13 protein-coding genes are annotated in these 17,518 nt (G+C 38.0%); 2 read left to right on the top strand and 11 right to left on the bottom strand.

The features are described from left to right. Positions 1-35: 35 nt before the first annotated feature. Positions 36-896: an ATP phosphoribosyltransferase gene (hisG, locus tag K5G00_RS17720; RefSeq protein ID WP_238767521.1), complete on the bottom strand. Its 861-nt coding sequence runs from the start codon at positions 894-896 to the stop codon at positions 36-38. Between the two features lie 442 nt (positions 897-1,338). Here hisG and K5G00_RS17725 point away from each other — a divergent pair, with 442 nt between their 5' ends. Beyond that, positions 1,339-2,445, top strand: a complete 1,107-nt coding sequence (locus K5G00_RS17725) for a glycoside hydrolase family 88/105 protein (protein ID WP_238767522.1) — start codon at positions 1,339-1,341, stop codon at positions 2,443-2,445. 41 nt (positions 2,446-2,486) lie between these two features. On the opposite strand, the gene K5G00_RS17730 is transcribed toward K5G00_RS17725, so the two are convergent. The 10 genes from K5G00_RS17730 to K5G00_RS17775 form a co-directional block, all read right to left on the bottom strand. Continuing rightward, on the bottom strand, positions 2,487-2,855 hold the full coding sequence (locus K5G00_RS17730; protein ID WP_238767523.1) for a hypothetical protein: 369 nt from the start codon (positions 2,853-2,855) through the stop codon (positions 2,487-2,489). A 120-nt stretch (positions 2,856-2,975) separates the two neighbouring features. Further along, a complete protein-coding gene (locus tag K5G00_RS17735; RefSeq protein ID WP_238767524.1) occupies positions 2,976-3,596 on the bottom strand; it encodes an NUDIX hydrolase in 621 nt (206 codons plus the stop codon). Between the two features lie 5 nt (positions 3,597-3,601). Continuing rightward, on the bottom strand, positions 3,602-4,792 hold the full coding sequence (locus K5G00_RS17740; RefSeq protein ID WP_238767525.1) for a trans-sulfuration enzyme family protein: 1,191 nt from the start codon (positions 4,790-4,792) through the stop codon (positions 3,602-3,604). Then, positions 4,785-6,230: a Na+/H+ antiporter NhaC gene (gene nhaC / locus K5G00_RS17745; protein ID WP_238767526.1), complete on the bottom strand. Its 1,446-nt coding sequence runs from the start codon at positions 6,228-6,230 to the stop codon at positions 4,785-4,787. The genes K5G00_RS17740 and nhaC overlap by 8 nt, the downstream gene beginning before the upstream one ends. A gap of 170 nt (positions 6,231-6,400) precedes the next feature. Next, positions 6,401-8,740 carry a GH92 family glycosyl hydrolase gene (locus tag K5G00_RS17750; RefSeq protein WP_238767527.1) on the bottom strand — a complete coding sequence of 780 codons (2,340 nt, stop codon included), beginning with the start codon at positions 8,738-8,740 and terminating at the stop codon, positions 6,401-6,403. A 95-nt stretch (positions 8,741-8,835) separates the two neighbouring features. Continuing rightward, positions 8,836-9,192, bottom strand: coding sequence for a hypothetical protein (locus K5G00_RS17755; protein WP_238767528.1), 357 nt, complete (start codon positions 9,190-9,192; stop codon positions 8,836-8,838). A 354-nt stretch (positions 9,193-9,546) separates the two neighbouring features. Continuing rightward, the gene (locus K5G00_RS17760) at positions 9,547-11,862 is read right to left on the bottom strand and encodes a carboxypeptidase-like regulatory domain-containing protein (RefSeq protein WP_238767529.1); all 2,316 of its coding nucleotides are present in this window, start codon (positions 11,860-11,862) and stop codon (positions 9,547-9,549) included. A 10-nt stretch (positions 11,863-11,872) separates the two neighbouring features. After that, complete coding sequence (locus tag K5G00_RS17765; protein WP_238767530.1) at positions 11,873-13,063, bottom strand: DUF4249 domain-containing protein; 1,191 nt, start codon at positions 13,061-13,063, stop codon at positions 11,873-11,875. Then, complete coding sequence (locus K5G00_RS17770; protein WP_238767531.1) at positions 13,050-15,830, bottom strand: TonB-dependent receptor domain-containing protein; 2,781 nt, start codon at positions 15,828-15,830, stop codon at positions 13,050-13,052. The genes K5G00_RS17765 and K5G00_RS17770 overlap by 14 nt, the downstream gene beginning before the upstream one ends. Next, a complete protein-coding gene (locus K5G00_RS17775) occupies positions 15,827-16,582 on the bottom strand; it encodes a hypothetical protein (protein WP_238767532.1) in 756 nt (251 codons plus the stop codon). The genes K5G00_RS17770 and K5G00_RS17775 overlap by 4 nt, the downstream gene beginning before the upstream one ends. 516 nt (positions 16,583-17,098) lie before the next feature. Between K5G00_RS17775 and K5G00_RS17780 the strand changes: the two genes are divergently transcribed. After that, the gene (locus K5G00_RS17780; RefSeq protein ID WP_238767533.1) at positions 17,099-17,440 is read left to right on the top strand and encodes a single-stranded DNA-binding protein; all 342 of its coding nucleotides are present in this window, start codon (positions 17,099-17,101) and stop codon (positions 17,438-17,440) included. The last annotated feature ends 78 nt before the right edge of the window (positions 17,441-17,518 follow it).

Genomic DNA, 17,518 nt, shown 5'->3' on the forward strand with positions numbered 1-17,518 from the left:
TTTGTAACATTGACTGATTCGAGTCTTTCAACTTCTTAAAAAATCATTTTTTCAATCGGGACCACTAAAATTCCTTCTGCACCGGCTTTTTTTAGTTTTCCAATAATTTCCCAAAAATCATCTTCGGCAATTACCGAATGCATCGAACTCCAACCTTCTTGTGCCAAAGGTACAACAGTTGGGCTTTTCATGCCGGGTAAAAGTGCAGCAATTTCCTGAATTTTATTGTTTGGCGAGTTTAGTAAAATATATTTTTTTCCAACAGCACGCTGAACTGATTCCATGCGAAAGATAAATTCATCCAGAATTTCCTGTTTTTCTTTTGCCAGATTTGGAGTTGCAATCAGAACAGCTTCCGAGTGAATAACTACTTCCACTTCTTTTAAACGGTTGCTGATAAGTGTTGACCCTGAGCTTACAATATCAAAAATTGCATCGGCTAGCCCAATTCCCGGGGCGATTTCAACAGAACCTGTAATTACGTGAATGTCAGCCTGGATATTGTTTTCTGTTAACCATTTTTTCAAAATAACGGGGTAGGAGGTAGCAATTTTTTTTCCGTTGAAAAATTCAGGTCCAGTATATTCCAACGATTTAGGAATGGCCAGAGAAAGGCGGCATTTGCTAAAACCTAAGCGTTTTACAATAACTACGTCTTCTTCTTTTTCGAGCATTTCGTTTTCGCCCACAACACCAATGTCGGCAACGCCATCGGCAACGGTTTGCGGAATGTCATCGTCGCGAAGAAACAAGGCATCCATTGGGAAATTTTTGGCTGAAGCAACCAAAGTCCGTCTTCCCATCGATAGCGAAACCCCGGTTTCTTTGATGAGTTGCATCGAGTCTTCGTTTAACCTTCCTTTTGTTTGAATCGCAATTTTAAGTCTGTTTTCCATTTTTATATTTTCTAATAATTTGTTTTTTCAAAAAGTTTCTCCTTTTGAGGAGGTTGCAGAGGCTCCGAAAATAAAAAAGGCTTGCCTTTCCTGGCAAGCCTTTCCGTAAAATATCTTTAATTAAGATTGGACAATACAATTACAGCCTACCCGATGATTGGTTAATCCCATGATGGCGGTGATGTCCGAATCTTGTGTACATAATCATTTTTGTTTGCTGCAAGTATAAGGATTAATTTGAATTTCGCCAAAGCACACCGATTTTTATTTTATTTCATAAGATAAAGTTTACGTTCTTTTTTATTTTGAAAAATGCAATCGATTGCATACATTTGTCAGAATGTTAATTAAGGTGCATTTTGACCACCTGTAAAATGTTTATAATCAGTATAGAATATTAAAATAAATTATAAATCAACATTTAAAACTAATTATTACTCACATGAATAAACTGATTACAACTCTACTTTTTTTCTGTATTTTAACAGGAACCGCATTTGCTCAAAAGGAAGGTAATGAGAAGCTTTTTAAGGATTCGTACATAAAGAAAACGATGAAAAAAGCACTCAGTTGGCAATTAAAAAATCCAAAACATGAATTGTATGACTGGACTAACGGAGCATTTTATGCGGGTGTTTTTGCTGCGTACGAAACAACCGGCTCCAAAAAGATATGGAAGGCCATGGTAGAAATGGGAGAGGCAAACGAATGGAAACCGGGACCACGGCTTCATCATGCAGACGACCACGCTATTTGTCAAACTTACATTGACATGTACCGGGTTTCCGGAGACAGAAAAATGATTCAGCCTTTTGTTGAAACCATGGATGAGTTTATGGCTACACCCTACGAAACAAAAGATATCAGGAAATGTACATGGTGGTGGTGCGATGCACTTTTTATGGGTCCTGCTGCTTTTGTAAAACTGGGAGAGACTTTAAATGATGATAAATATTTGAAACTTAATGATAAGCTTTTTAAGGAGTGTTACGATTTGTTGTACGACAAAGAGGAGCATTTGTATGCCCGCGATATTCGTTACAAGTGGGACGAACCAGGAATTGAGGTGATAAAAGAAAGTAATGGAGAGAAAATATTCTGGTCGCGTGGAAACGGATGGGTAATGGGAGGTTTGGTTCGAGTACTTCAGGAATTGCCAAAAGATTATCCAACCCGTGATTTCTATATTCAGAATTACCAAGAAATGGCGGCAAAAATTGTTTCAATTCAACAAGAAGATGGTTTGTGGAGAGCCAGTTTATTGGATCCGGATGCTTATCCCGGAGGCGAAGCCAGTGGCTCAGGTTTTTATACCTATGCACTTGCCTGGGGAATTAATAATGGTATTCTGGACAAAGAAAAATATTTACCGGCAGTTGAAAAGGCATGGGTTGGAATGAATTCTTTGATTCAACCTGACGGACATGTGGGTTGGGTGCAGCCTATTGGTGCCGACCCACGTAAAAATTTTACTGCCGATAGTTGGGAAGTATACGGAACCGGGGCGTTTTTACTTGCAGGGAGCGAGGTTCTCAAATTAAAACCATAGAGTAATTTTATAAAAAAAGGCTCCGACTCGGAGCCTTTTTTCTATTCTGTTTTTTCAGCCTTTAAATCAATTTTTCCATCGGGAGTATCGACAGAGCCAGCCATATTTTTACCGTCGATTTTGGCTTCGATTCCAATGTAACCACCTTCTACATAAAGTCCGCATTTTAATGTTTCGTCTTCAAAAGAAATTTTTGTCATTTGGGCTTTCGAACCATCAATAAATTGTACTTCTCCGGCCAACTCTCCTTCTTTTTCAGAGAAAACAAGTGTTCCTTTTTCGTATCCGTATGGTGCTGAGGCAACTTCATATTTCCATTTTCCAAGAATGTCTTTTTTCCTGGTTTGTGTAGCCGCATTTAGTGTCGCAGCAAATGCAACAAGTAGTGTGAAAATGAGTAACTTTTTCATGTTTTAATAGTTTAGTTTGAAATTAAATTTAACTTAATGGTTTGAAGATAGGAATAAGTATTTTTATTTTAAAACGATTTGAAAAAATTAGCTGAAATGTAATCGTTGTGTTTCAAATGCTTAGTCGAAGTATGCTTCGATTCTTTCTCCTTTGTAGAATTCAAACATCATTTTTAAAATGGTGATATTATTTCGCGGATTTGAAAGTTCAGGGAGTTCGTTTTCTGCAAACCATCCCACATCCTGTGTCTCGGAACCCGTTGAAATATTATCGCCAAGCTTTTCGCACAGAAGAAATATTTTATAAACATATTCAAAAGCGGGAGGCATTCCTTGTTTTTGTTTGTCGATTACGGCAAGTAACCTCGTCGCTTTTACAGCTAATCCGGCCTCTTCCATACACTCCTTTTCAGCTACTTCTTTTGGGCTGTAACTTATATCAGACCATCCACCTGGCATGGCCCAGCAGTTGTCAGCTTTTTCCTGAACCAGTAAAATCTTACCGGTCTCATTAAAAACAACAGCTCTGACATCAATCTTTGGAGTTTTGTAACCGTCTTTTTCTTCAATTACCGGAATAATTTTTTCGATTGGTGTGTCTGTCATTTTTTCGAGCATTTCCAGACTGATCAGTCTGAGTTCTTCATAGCGTTCCCGGTCAAAAGTATTTTCTGAAAATTCAAGGCCAATCTCAGCCAGTGTTTGTACGCGTTTTATTTTTTCAAAATAGAAAGAATTCATTCCTGTTATTTTATAGTGTTTAGTGCCAGACTTAAATCCTCGATAAGATCATCTGCATTTTCCAATCCGACAGATATGCGCATATCGCCCAGCGAAATTCCAAGCCTGTCGAATTGTTCAGGACTTAGTTCTTTGAGGTAACTGATGGCCGGGGCATAAATCAAACTCTCGTGGCCTCCCCAGCTAACACCAATTTTAAAAATCTGCAGGCTGTTGAAAAAGGTTTTTATCTGCAATAAATCAGAGGTTTTTAGTTTGAAAGACATCAGTCCGCTATAGCCTGACATTTGTTTTTTTGCTAATTGGTGTTGCGGAAAACTTTGTAATCCCGGATAATTTACCACAGCTACTTTGGCGTGTGTTTCCAGAAATTCAGCAACTTTTATGGCATTTTCCTGGTGTGCTTTCATTCGTAAGGGGAGTGTCCGCAAGCTGCGCATAAGCAGCCACGCCTCTATCGGGGCAATTTTCCCACCCAGTAATTCAAATTCATTTACAATAATACTATCTATTTCTTTGGCGCTGCCAACTATCAACCCGGCAACAACATCGGAATGTCCGCCAATATATTTTGAGCAGGAGTGAATTTCCAAATCGACACCCATTTCGAGCGGTTTCTGAAAGACAGGGCTTGCCCAGGTGTTGTCGATAATTGTTTTAATATCCCTTGATTTAGCCAGAATACAAATACTTTTTATATCCTGAATGCTGAAAATTGCAGAAGAGGGACTTTCCAGGTAAATCAGTTTTGTATTCGGTTTTATGGCATTTCTGAATTCTTCGACATCATTACCCGAAACAAAAGTGGTTTCAACCCCCATTTTCTTTTTTAAATAAACTGAAATTAAATTGTTGGCAGGCCCATAAATATTTTTAATGGCAATGATATGATCGCCGGCACTAATACAATGCATAACCGCGGCGGTAATTGCTGCCATCCCCGAAGCAAAAAGACGTGCTTTTTCGCCTCCGGCAAATTGGGCCAATTTTTTTTCTACAATATCTACTCCCGGATTTTTGCCCCGTGAATAAATGGCGGTATTGATGCGGTCATCAAAAGCTGCATCTATAGCTTCCCAGTTTTCGAATGTAAAAAGGGTATTTTGAAAAATGGGGGGAACAACAGCTCCTTCATATTTTTGTCGGTCTTCGGCAAAATGCGAGATCATGGTCTCCGGCTTCCAATTTTTATTCATTTTTAGTTTTCTTTTTATGGTAAAAGCATCCAATACCAGCCAATGCCAAAACGGGCGCAACAATAATATTTGTCAGCGAAAGTATTTGCCAGTGCCAGTATTCGGCGTATGATATTCCAAGTGTGGCAACAATAAAAACAGAAGTGGTGGTCCACGGAACAAGGCTTTCTATCATAGTGCCATAATCTTCGAGCGACCTTGACAAAACTTTCCGTGGGATTTTTAAACGGTCGTATTTGCTTATAAATGCATCGCCAACAACAAAACTGGTTGCATACTGGTTGGAGGTCATTGCATTTGTGATTGCTGATGAAAGGAGGGAAGTGACAATCACTGTACTTCTTTTTTTTGCAAAACGAAAAATCCGTTCCACTATGGTTGTCATAGCATTTATTTTATCGATGGTTCCGATGTATAGAAAAACCAGTATCGAAATAATTATCGGCTCACTAAGTTCATATAAACCCCCGCGGTTAAAAAGCTGATTGATGTTTTCCGGAACATTAATTACCCAGAAAGCCATTTTTGTATCAAAACCTTTGTAAATAACCTGAATCACGTCTGAAAAACGAAAATTTTGAAAGATAAATGCGAGGATCACCGCTGTTACCGTTGATGTTAGCAAAACCGGAATTGTTGGTTTTTTGCGGACTGACCCATATAAAATGATAACTGGCGGAATTAGCAGGAGCCATGAAAAACTGAACATAGACGCAATGGAATTTAAAGTAACTTCAACTTGTTCGGTAGTCCCCGAAAGATTCTCCGCCGGGAAAATAAATCCCATTACAAAAAAGCTTGAGATTGCAATAATGGCTGAAGGGAAGGTTGTAAACATCATGGAATGAATGTGGTCGTAGAGTTTTACTTCAACGGCTAAAGCTGCAATATTGGTCGTATCGGAAAGAGGTGACATTTTATCGCCAAAGTATGCTCCGCCGATGATGGCTCCGGCGGTAATTCCCAAATGTGCATTTACGGTCAGGGCAATCCCCATTACGACCACTCCAATGGTGCCAATGGAACCCCACGATGTTCCGGTAACGGTTGAGAAAATTACCGGCACAAGAAACGCCAAAACGTAAATGTAACGGATGTTGATGATTTTGATTCCGTAATACACAAGCATAGGAATGGTGCCGCAAACAATCCAACTGCCAATAATCAGCCCGATTGCAAATAAAATAAAAAGGGTGGGAAGGGCTTTGGTTAGTTTTTGAATAATACTTGTTTGAATTTCTTCCCATGCAAAGCCAAGAAACCGGAGCTGTGTTACTGCGAAAATTGAAGCACTTAAAAAAACAATTTCAAGTGGGAGCGCTTCCTGTTTTAAAAATACAGGTCGCAAAATAAGTCCGTAAATAATCAGCAGAAAAAGAAAGGCTACAGGCAGTAACGATTGAAAAAAAGTTATTTTTTGCTCCCTGATTTTATTCATTTGCTGGTTTCAAAATTATATGGTTGTGCTAAAATAACTGACTCAAAAAGATATTCTTCTGGAAAAGGATAAAAAATTACAAAAAGGAATCTATAAATTAATAATGGGTTTAGTACACTCCTGATTTTTTTTAAAAAAGGTACAACGGGATGTAATAAAGAGCAAATATGTTACTTCAACTCTTTGTTAGGCTCCGGTCCCATTAGCAGATGAAGTTCCCCTCCTTTGGTAATTTCACTGTGGAGAAGATACATACGATTCATTTGTTTTCCGTTTAATGTAACTGACTGCACATAAATATTTTCCTTGCTATTGTTTTCGGTTGATATTTTGAAGTTTTTTCCCTGGTGATACTGATTGTCGAGTGAAATATTTATTTCGTCAAAAACAGGGCTTCCAATTAAATAAACCGGATCTTCAGTTGTACCGCCATCAAGTTGAAACAATCCAATTTTCATCAAAACGGCAAGTGTGCCCATTAATCCCTGGTCTTCATCGCCGTTGTAGCCAACAAATGGCGAAACGCCAGTGTAAACAGAATCGATTACTGCACGACTCCATTTTTGAGTAAGCCAGGGAGCGCCGATTGTATTAAAAATAAAAGCAGTTTGCATTGATGGCTGGTTACCATAATTTATCGGAATACGCCGGGCCTGTTCCTGCGTTTCGTCAGCGTGTTTTTTTCCCGAAGTAAACCCATGCGCCTGAGCGATTGTAAATTCGTTGTTCAGTTTATTTGCCATTGCTTCTTCTCCTCCCATCAGTTCGGCCAGCCCATTATAATCCTGTGGTACATACCAGGTCATCTGGGCAGCGTTCGATTCTACAAATCCGTCGTTTTGATACTGATAAGGGTCGTAAGGTGTCTTCCAGCTTCCGTCAATACCTTTAGGGCGAATAAAACCGTAACTTGTATCAAATAAATTTTTCCAGTTGCCTGAGCGTTTTAAAAAAGTTTTGTAATCTTCTGTTTTCCCCAACTTTTTTGCCAGTTGTGCCAGGGTCCAGTCCTGAAAAGCATATTCCATTGTCATGCCGGCTCCGTCCTTATGAAAACCCTCAATGTGAGGTTTGCGTGGAAAGGGAACATAACCTTTCTCTATGTATTCTTCGATTCCACCGCCTTCCGATGTATTATGTTCATAACCGGCTTTTCCCATAATTCCTCCTGGCATATGATTTTTTTTCAATCCTTCGTAAGCCAGATTGATGTCAAAATCGTGAATTCCTTTCATCCATGTACTTACAACAAATGGCGTTGTAGATGCACCAACCATTACATAGGTATAGTTTCCACCGGATGGACCACGTGGGATTAATCCACCATCGTTGTAATACAACAACATTGAGTTGCAGAAATCGGCGGCAACTTTGGGGTAAACCAACGGCCAAAGTGTATTTATTGTCCATTGTGCTCCCCAAAACCCATCAAAGTTATGATGGTTAAATTTTGGTGTTCCGTTTTTATCACGTGGAATTTGCTTGATTTTTCTTTCCGGACCAGTAAAGTCAGAGTAAGTGCCGCTGGCATCGCTGATAATACGCCGGCCTTGTAATCCATGCCACAAATCGGTGTAAAATCTTACTCTATCGTTTTGGGTTCCACCGCTTACTTCTATCTTACTCAGCCGGCTATTCCATTCTTCTTTTGATTCTGCAACAACCTGCTCAAAATCCCAGTGTTTTAACTCAGCCTGAATATTTTTTTTGGCTTCTTCGGCACTGGTATACGAGATTCCAACTTTCATTAAAACAGGCCTGTTTGTTTTGTTTTCAAAAGTAAGTAAAGCGCCTGTTGCTGCTCCTTCAACTCCTTTGCTGTTTTCATTTATATTGGTACCATCCCAGGTAATCAGGTTTTTTACCTTGGTGTCCAACTCGATATAAAAGAAAACAGGAGTAGGGTTGGGTCTCCGGCGGGTAGCGTCATTCACCACATAACCCGAAAATTCACGATTGTTTACTTTTTCAATTTTTCCTTCGGTTAAATCACACGGGCCGTTCGGACCGGTAAGTTTTATAATAATTCCTTTTTGATCGTGATTTTCAAAAGTGTATTTATGAAATCCAACCCGAGTGGTTGATGTGAGCTCCGCTTTGATTCGATATCTGTCGAGTTCAACTTTATGATAGCCTGGTGCAACCACTTCTTTTTCATGAGAAAAAGCAGAAAAATAGTCATTTTTTAAATCTTGCGCTGTGCCGTTTACCGGCAATACAGAAACAGCCGAGAGCTGCCAGGCATGAACGTGACTAAATCCCTTGATTTCATTTGTATTATAACGGTATCCGCTTCCCCAGGCACCGCCCAGTTCGTTGTCGGGACTTAAGTTTACCAATCCGAAAGGACGACAGGCCGAAGAAAAGAAGAACCAACGTGAGTTGGCAGCATCGAGATGCGGATAGACCAGATCTACGGGTTTTTTCTGCGCCTGACTAAAAATTACTGAAATGGAAAAAAAGAGAAAAAATACATTTTTTTTATAATTGAGAAAGATTGACTTGTACATTTTAAAAAAGTTGGTTTATGTTTTACGATTTCAGCGTAAAAATAATAGAGGAAGGTTATGAAACAAAGGATTTATTATAAAGTGTTTAAGTTTTTTCAGATATCTTCTTTTTTTACCAAAAGATATCGATTACTGTCCAGTTTTAGGTATCCCTGATCGTAACAAAAAAAATAGACCTTTCCGTTGCGCGTTTTGTAATAATGTGTGTGGTAGTTGAAATTGAAGTTTTCCTTTTCAAGTTTTTTTGACGGAATAGTGGTTTTGTTTTCCGTATTCAGATCTTTTAGAATGGAATGGTTGGTTCGTAAAATGCGGTTAATTTTTCGAATGTATTTGGAAGATTTCCCTAACTTTTTGTTGTTGTATGCATTTCGGCACAGGTCGTTACAAAATTTCTGATCGGCGCGGCCTCGTAAAGGTTCACCGCATTCAAAACATTTTCGCTCTTCCATAACTTTTTTTTTTGTTTCGGTATCGGTTTCGTTTTTCTCCCGGTGTCAAATTCAAATACAACATTCCGCTATATTGCTGATGCCGAATGGCAATTTTTGAAATTCATTCAAATTTCATTTCAAAAATCAGGTAATGTTTAATTCCAAATTCTTTTCCATCCGTAGTACTTTGTTTTTCTCCTAAATCAAATTTGCCAAACTCTGTTTATTTTGGCTCAGATTTGCTTCTGAAGACCTCAATTTTATTTCAAAGTCGCTTGATTAAGTTTCTAATATACAAAAATATATCCGTTTGTAATCGTTTGAAACAGAACATAGCCGTTTAAATTCTGACTGATTACAAATATTATTGGCTTATCGTATATTTAGAATAAGGCTGCCTGAGTTCCATTTGCCGTCCTTACTGTAGCCATATATCAAAAGACTATATTTTCCCGGGTTGCTGTTAAAGTAAATATTCTCCTTTTCCTTCGGCGCTTTTTTCAGGTCTTTCCATACAAGAATATCATCAAGGTTAGGTAGTCCCTCTAATTCTGATTTTTGAGCTTTTACCGATTGATTATTTGCTTTGTCCGGGAGATGGATTGTCGACAGGATGGCAGTTTTCGGAAAATTCAATCCGCCTAAATCATTTTTTACCGAACGGATGTTAATTATTCCCTCGAAAATAGCATTCTCATGAATATAAAAATTGGTTTTGGCTTCAATAGTTTTGATTCTTTCAGTTGGAAGTTCCAGTAGTTTCTGATAATCATAAATAGGAATACCATCAAATAAAATAAGAGTTGGATACTTACTGGAAAACAGATTGTCGCCGGCTACAACAAGAACATCCTTTTCGTTTTGTCGGCGAACGGCTACAAAAGGAACCACTTCAAAAATTAATTCCCTGGCATTTGCAAGATGGATGTAATCAGAAACTTCAACTTTAATTTCCGGTTTACCATAAAACATTTCTTCTGTTTTAGTCGTGTCGTTTTTAATAGCACTCGTGTTTTCTGTATTGGTGAAATAAAGGTTACGCAGCTGAACGGTCAGGATTTGTGATTTAAGGAATTCAAGTTCTTTAGCTGTAAACGCAACTTTGCTAAGCTTTTTGGGTTTTGATGCTTCATAATCCGGTATTATATCAAGTTGCCAAAGTGAATCGTATTTGTCTATATAATTCAGGACATAGTCTTTTGAAAAGTTTTGGCTGGGAAAAGTAAACACGAACTTGCCGCCTGGATCTGTTTTTGTGGCATAAAAGCCATTATCATTCAAAACCGTTAAGGCAATGTTTACATTTGACACGGCTTGGCCAGTTATTTTATTGTATATCCTTCCGCTGAGGATACCTCCTCTTGTTTCAGGATAGTGGCGAATAAAATGAGGTGTGTTTTTTAAATTAGGTAATGTTGGAAATTTTTTGTCGGAAATGAAAAAAGAATTTACGATTTCATCCGGGTACAAGTTGGCATTTATCCATCCGTCAAACCCGTTTTTGTCTGAAGGAATTTTATAATTTGCTAACCAGCCGGGTAGTCCTGGTAAATATAGTTGCATTTTACTTTCCGGGAAAAATCTACCTGCTAAGATTTGCAGGCTTTCTGGATTGTTCATATTAAAAGAAGTCCTCTCTGAATAGTAGTTCAAATCAGTGTAAGAGTCTGTTGTAATGTTTGAAGTGTCCATTTCAATTTTTATGTCTGAAACGTTTTCTCCATAGTCAGACCATAACTGTTTGAAGATAATTTTGTTTTCTTCATCTAGAACAGTTATTTGTGACAGACCCACGGGGATGTCTTTTAAAGGAATATGAAAAATGATGGAATTATTTTCAGCAACAGTGGTATGGAACCACGACCAGGAATATGTTCTGTGAAGAAGTAGCTTATAATTATTGCCGGTATGAACTCCCTTGATGTTAACACTCAGATTCTCATTTTCTTTAATGACAGAGGAGCTGATTTGATCATCTGGGTTATGAATTGTATTTACCTCAAAACTGACGTTATCTTTTTGAAACCCTTTTACAAAAACCTGATATTTGGATTTGTCTGCCGCTTTGTAATATGAGGAAGCCCAACCGGTTTTGTTGCTGTGGAACGTAAGCACGGTGTCGCCCTGTCCACTTAAAATAAAACCTTCACTTTCCATTCCTTTACCATACTTATTCGATGAAAAAATACTACATTTTGGCTGTTGTATATCATCCGGATTAGAATATGGAAAAATTCTGATGTTTACACTGTTGTTTTTTAACAGAAGTGAGTCTTGATTAGCATCTTTAACGTTTAGTACCCTGAGTTCCAGTTCCGAGAAACCATCCTCCGAAAAATTTCTCATCCAGTTTGAATAGGCTCTCAAATAATATTTCCCTGTTTTTATATTTCCCGGTAATAAAAATTTATCAAAGATTTCTGAATTTTCAAGCTCAAAGTTTTTTCTGATAATACTATTTCCAGTTACGTCTGTAAGTTCTAATCTGATGTTTTTGCTTAATGCTGATGGATGGTAGGTATCATTTTCCAACAGGTTGACTTTAAAATACAGGTCTTCCCCGGAAAGATAAATGTCTCTATTGGTTTGTAGCCAGGCAGTTTCCTTAAGTAGGATTTGAGCATTTGTAACCTGGTTAAAAAGAATAAGCAGAAACGAAGATATGATTATGAATATATTTTTTTTCATTAATAGCTTATTAATTGTCTTCCCAGAATGCCGGCTTTACACTTGAGCCACCCCGTTCATTACATTCAAAACAACCGGAGAATGAGGTCATTTTTTGGTTCGTATCTTCATAATAAATAATATAAACCCCGTCGGGCAATTTACTCAGTGGATAATCAAGAACATCCACCTCGATAAGATCACATGTGGTACCGCTTACAGGGAACTCAGCCGGGGTTGCAAAGAATTCCCTGTATTCACTTACTCCTGCTACCTCGAAAATTCCTGTCACACCAAGATCAGGATTACTGGTACACGTTATATTACCTGTAATTTTATAGGGTTGTCTTTCAAATAAACCACCAGTTTCGTAAACCATTTTGTTTATTTCATTCCAGAACTTGTAATTTTCCCCGGAAATCACAAATTGTCTTACATGAAGACTGTAAAGGGCGGCAAGTTCATCTCCATATTGTGACTCAAAATTGAGAGGAGCCCCGATGATCGAATTCTCAGATAGCCCTTCCGTAGAAGCAACATAAATTCCATTAATATTTTTGTTTTTCCAGCACTCTCTTGCTCCGTCAGACGTATATGGAATTAATCTTTGTATGACAGCGTTCCACCGGTAAGTGCTTATGTAGGGAACGGTATAGGAATAAGTTGCGTCTGGAATCCATCTGTAGTAGGAAGGCCCGGGGGTGTCATTGTGGTTATTTACCTGAAACTGATATCCCTGTGCAGTTTCCCCGTCTTCTTCAAGTTTTTCAGTTTTTACTGTATAACCCAGGCTATCAATGGGAGATGATTCTCTAAGAATTTCATAGTCAGACTCGAGTACTTCTCCGTCAAGGTGGATAACAATCTTATATGATTTTCCCGGTTCTGCTCTAAAATTGGAATCTGATAAGGTATATATGGATTTTGAGGCAAAGCTTTCCGGCGAATCATAAGTATATTCCGATCCGTCGTCGCACAGAAGAAGTATCTCTGCATTATTTACGGGCCCCGGTTCTTCAGGAATCGAATTTTCTTCGGAGTTTGTCAGGGGAATTGTTGTTGAGATTCTTACTTCCGGAAGTATCCCGGCTTCATCAGTAACCAAAGCTTCAACAAAAATGCTGTAATCATATTTTACCGTTTTTGGTGTGAAAGGTTCAATACAAGACTGAAGCAAGGGTAATACTAGTATGGCCCCCAATATTTTTCTATTTAACAGCATAATTACCTAATTTAAAATTATAACTAACCGTAAAAATGGGAACTCCGTAAATTGATTGTTTATAGCCCTTAATCTTTCCGTTTTCATTTTTAAAGTAAACAGAGTAAGCATTTTTTCTCCCGGTTAAATTATAGACAGAGAAAGCCCAGGAACTGTGAGCAAACTTTTTTTTCAGGAGGTTTCCCTCCACATTCACTGAAAGATCTATTCTGAAATAGTCAGGGATACGGTACTCGTTTCTGTTGGAGTAGCTGATAACCTGGTTCCCGCCAACATAGAAAATTCCTGTTGGGTAGGTAACTGGCCTCCCTGAATTAAATACGATATTAGATGCAAAGTTTAGCCTTCGCGAGATTTTTATATTGCCGACAAAATTGAATGAATGGGGTTTGTCATAGTTCGCCGGATAGGTAATACCATTGTTTATTTTTTGCCAGGTTTCATTACCGTCTATTTTGATTTTCGTGCGCGACCACGTATAGCTTATCCATCCCGTGAACCGGCCGGAATTTCTTTTTATCATAAATTCAGCACCGTACGAATCCTGTTCTCCCTGCAGAACAAGCGTTTCAAAATCAGGACTGCTTGTCAGGTCAGCTCCATCTTTATATTCAACGATATTATATCCTTTTTTTGAATAGATTTCAGCAGAAGTTTCAAGAGAAGCATTGTTGAAGTTTTTATAAAGTCCGAGGCTTACCTGATCAGAGACTGGTGGTTTTATATAGGGATCAGTTAATTTCCATCTGTCGGTAGGTGCAATGGAAACTGTATTTGACAGCATAAAAAGATACTGTCGCATCCTGTTGTAACTGAATTTAAGCGACATATCGCTGTTCAGCTCATAATTAAAGGAGATTCGGTATTCAGGACCGGAATATTTACCGATGCTTTTTCCACTGCTGTAGGTTAAAGTATCGACAATATTTTCTTTTTCAAAGGGTTGGTTTTCTGCATAACTGTATATCGTGTTAGGGCCAAGGTAGTTAAACAGACTGTACCTTAATCCCAGATAAATAGTAAACTTATCGGTGACAGAATACTCATCTGATGCAAAAAAAGCATATTCAAGTCCATTCTCTTTCCCAAAATCGTTTGTTGCAAAAAGTGATTCTTCTCCAAATGGAGCATAGCTGCCCTGGTCCAGATTATGGAGAATTGCGTTGGCCCCAAAATCAAACCTGTGTTTTAACCAGTGGTAACCTGAAAAGTTAAACTTAAGTTCCTGCGACTTTACATCAAATCGGCGTTCAAATGCCGTGGATGCCTGCTCCCTGTTGGTGTGATAATTCGTATAATCGCTAAATACCGCAGCGATTTTTACTTTCCATTTATTGTTCAGATTTCTGTCGTAAATAAGAGATGCTCCAAGGTTTTCATATTCGTAATCATTGGTTTGAGCCAGCGTAAATTTGTCTCTGCTGTAGTAGGAAAAAAGCTGCAACGATGAGCGCTCATTGTTCAGAACATGTACTCCTGCCATAAGGTCGTAGAAGCTGGCATCACTATTGCTGATATCAGGGTCGTCAATCTTTTTTAATATCCAGTCAGAGTAGGTTGTTCTGCCCCCCACAATTACCGAAGCCTTGTCTTTTACGATAGGTGTTTCAATAAGTAAAGTGCCTGTTACCGGGCCAATGCCTCCACGCGCACCAAATTCCTTTTTGTTGCCTTTTCTTGTTGATATCTCAAAAACAGAAGCCAGCCTGCCACCGTATTCAACAGGAAAATTACTTTTATATAGATTGAAATCGCTAATCATATCGGGGTTGAAAGCCGAAAAGAATCCAAACAAATGTCCTGTGTTGAGCACTGGCACTTCATTAATCAGAAAAAGGTTTTGATCTGCGGAAGAACCCCTTACATTAAAACCAACTGAACCTTCACCGACGGTTTGAACTCCGGGCATCATATTGGCAATTTTCAGGATGTCTCTTTCTCCCAGTACTACCGGTATTGATTTAATTTCTTTCATATCAACCCGTTGGAATCCCATTTGTAATCCCTGTATGTTATCGTGTTTGTCGGATTTGACTACAACTTCCTGAATGTCTATGAGCTTTTCAGTCATTTCAATATTAAATATTCCGGAGCTCAGCATTTCAATATAAAAGGATGCTGAAACCATACCCATACAGGATACGTTGAGTTTAAAGTTTGAACCAGTTTCTACAGAAAAGGAATAAGAACCGCTGCCATCGGTGATTGCTCCGGTAGTTGTACCATCAACGATTACTGTGGCTCCTATTACCGGTTCTCCTGATTTTCGAGACGAAATCCGCCCAGAGAGAACACTCAGCGTTGAGCCCGGGCCTTTTTTACGGTTGCCGATTATTACTTTACTTATCGTTTTTTCATAGGACGATTTTTTAAAATACTTCTCCGCAACGGATTTGTCATTGTTATCATCCTCTGCAGGTATTTTTTCTTTATTTTTTTTTAAGCTGCTGCCAGTTAAATCACTTGTTCCTGTTAGAAAAAATTGTTTTTCTCCTCTCCGAATGAAATTAATACCCGATGGTTTTAACGCTGAGGAAAGGATTGCTGACAGGGTTAATGAGTCGGAGGTAGTATTTATTCTTAGGTTTTCAATCCATTGGGGTTTATAAAATATTTCTATCCCATATTGTTGCTTAATCGTTTTGACAAACTCTTCAAATTTTGTGTCCTTAAAACTTTTATTTATATAAACAGGACGAAATTCCTGGGCATGAATGCTTAAATTCAGAATAATAAAAATCGATGATATTGTAAAGATTTTTTTCATTTAGGGCTACTTAACAATGAGTTACAGTAATTTACCAGTTTTGCCCTGTTGGTTGTTTCTTTCCTTTTGGTAGAAAGATTATGTTGAGATAGGTATCTTTTCAACTCGGTTTTATATTCAGGGAATAAATTAAAGAGTGTTTTTTTGCTTTTGAATTTTAATATCTGTCCGTTATATCTAAGGTAGTTGTGATAGTACTCTTTGTATTTGAAGTCGGTAGTACCTCCCTCGGAAAGAACCAACTCTTTACTTCTTACAAGCAGAAAATCAACACTTCCTTCTTCGCATAACTGTGCGAAAATGATTTTGTTATTGATACCCTTATCCGGAAATCTGGTGAATTTTACTTTGTTCATAGTGAATTCACTGATTTTTTCTTTCTTTAAACAGAGCTGAATTACATTGTCTTTCAATGCATATGTTTTAAGAACCACACTATTTGCAGCAATATCAAATTTTAGAATTAGGTCTTCGTATTTTATACTTCCGATTACTACACTTCCCTCGTTCCACATCTCATCAAAAAAGTAGGGGTGCCCGTTAACTGAACCTAACGGAGCTCCATCATAAAAATCACCGCTGATAAGCCTTTGGTCAGCTCCAAGAAGTTTGTCAAGTTCCAATCTTACGTTGTCAGAAGAAACAGGAGAGCCCACATTTTGAGAAGACAGATACCCAAACGGAAGTATCGTTAAAAATAATAAAAGGATAAAATTGGGCCTTCCGGGGTTAATATGCTTAATGTTTAGCAATTTTATTATTGTTTTAAGATTAACCGAATAATAGTTTGAGCTTATAATTATCGTTTACCAGATTCAAGATAGTGAATATATTTTGAAAGAACAACAACCCCAAAGGCTAATGTTTTTATAGAACTCCCTCTGTTTTAATTTAGTAATAAATTATTTGTAACTCCTTTTTGTTGCATGAAGAACCGGATATTTGATAATTTTTTTTGTGCTCTATTATTTCATTCATGTTTCTCTTTACATTCAGGGGAAAGGTATAATCAATCAGACTTTAATTTTTTTAAGCCGCACAATATACGCGGTAAACGACTGTCGTATTTTTTTGGTTGGCCGCGAGATTCTCAATATTTTTTTGATTATTTTTTGAGTTAATTAGCTTATTTGTAGAGTTATATTCGTTTGTAACCGCTTGCAAACGTTTATTGTCGAATACAAACATTTAAATTCCGGATAATCTTACGAGGCCATTTTAGCTTTGAACTACAATTTCGTTTTTAATAACATTTAAAATTTAAAATCATGAACGTCTTAAGAAACAGCGTCAGGCTTATCGGTAATCTGGGGGACGATCCCAAAGTAAGAAAGTTGGACAGCGGAAAAACAGTTGCTAATTTTTCTATAGCAACCAACGAAATTTATCGGGACCAAAACGGAACCAAACAATCGGAAACTACCTGGCACAGGTTGGTCGCATGGGGTAAACAAGCCGACATCGTTGAAAACTATGTGAAAAAAGGTTCGGAAATCGCGATTGAGGGGAAACTTACCAACCGTTCGTATGACAATAAAAACGGAGAGAAGCAATATGTTACAGAAGTGCTGGTAAACTCGATATTGTTGCTCGACAAAAACAAAGCTTAGTATTCTACCCCCTTAAAACTTTTTATCTTCAAACAGAAGGCCGGTTGGATCTTCCCAACCGGCCTTGTTATTTCTTTC

The sequence above is a fragment of the Maribellus maritimus genome (assembly GCF_022267315.1).
Lineage (GTDB): Bacteria > Bacteroidota > Bacteroidia > Bacteroidales > Prolixibacteraceae > Draconibacterium > Draconibacterium maritimum.

What these genes read in the sequence shown, in the direction of transcription:
- K5G00_RS17750 (WP_238767527.1), bottom strand. Translation starts at nt 8,740, where the DNA reads ATGTACAAGTCAATCTTTCTCAATTATAAAAAAAATGTATTTTTTCTC.
- K5G00_RS17780 (WP_238767533.1), top strand. Translation starts at nt 17,099, where the DNA reads ATGAACGTCTTAAGAAACAGCGTCAGGCTTATCGGTAATCTGGGGGAC.
- K5G00_RS17755 (WP_238767528.1), bottom strand. Translation starts at nt 9,192, where the DNA reads ATGGAAGAGCGAAAATGTTTTGAATGCGGTGAACCTTTACGAGGCCGC.
- K5G00_RS17770 (WP_238767531.1), bottom strand. Translation starts at nt 15,830, where the DNA reads ATGAAAAAAATCTTTACAATATCATCGATTTTTATTATTCTGAATTTA.
- hisG (WP_238767521.1), bottom strand. Translation starts at nt 896, where the DNA reads ATGGAAAACAGACTTAAAATTGCGATTCAAACAAAAGGAAGGTTAAAC.
- nhaC (WP_238767526.1), bottom strand. Translation starts at nt 6,230, where the DNA reads ATGAATAAAATCAGGGAGCAAAAAATAACTTTTTTTCAATCGTTACTG.
- K5G00_RS17740 (WP_238767525.1), bottom strand. Translation starts at nt 4,792, where the DNA reads ATGAATAAAAATTGGAAGCCGGAGACCATGATCTCGCATTTTGCCGAA.
- K5G00_RS17730 (WP_238767523.1), bottom strand. Translation starts at nt 2,855, where the DNA reads ATGAAAAAGTTACTCATTTTCACACTACTTGTTGCATTTGCTGCGACA.
- K5G00_RS17735 (WP_238767524.1), bottom strand. Translation starts at nt 3,596, where the DNA reads ATGAATTCTTTCTATTTTGAAAAAATAAAACGCGTACAAACACTGGCT.
- K5G00_RS17760 (WP_238767529.1), bottom strand. Translation starts at nt 11,862, where the DNA reads ATGAAAAAAAATATATTCATAATCATATCTTCGTTTCTGCTTATTCTT.
- K5G00_RS17725 (WP_238767522.1), top strand. Translation starts at nt 1,339, where the DNA reads ATGAATAAACTGATTACAACTCTACTTTTTTTCTGTATTTTAACAGGA.
- K5G00_RS17765 (WP_238767530.1), bottom strand. Translation starts at nt 13,063, where the DNA reads ATGCTGTTAAATAGAAAAATATTGGGGGCCATACTAGTATTACCCTTG.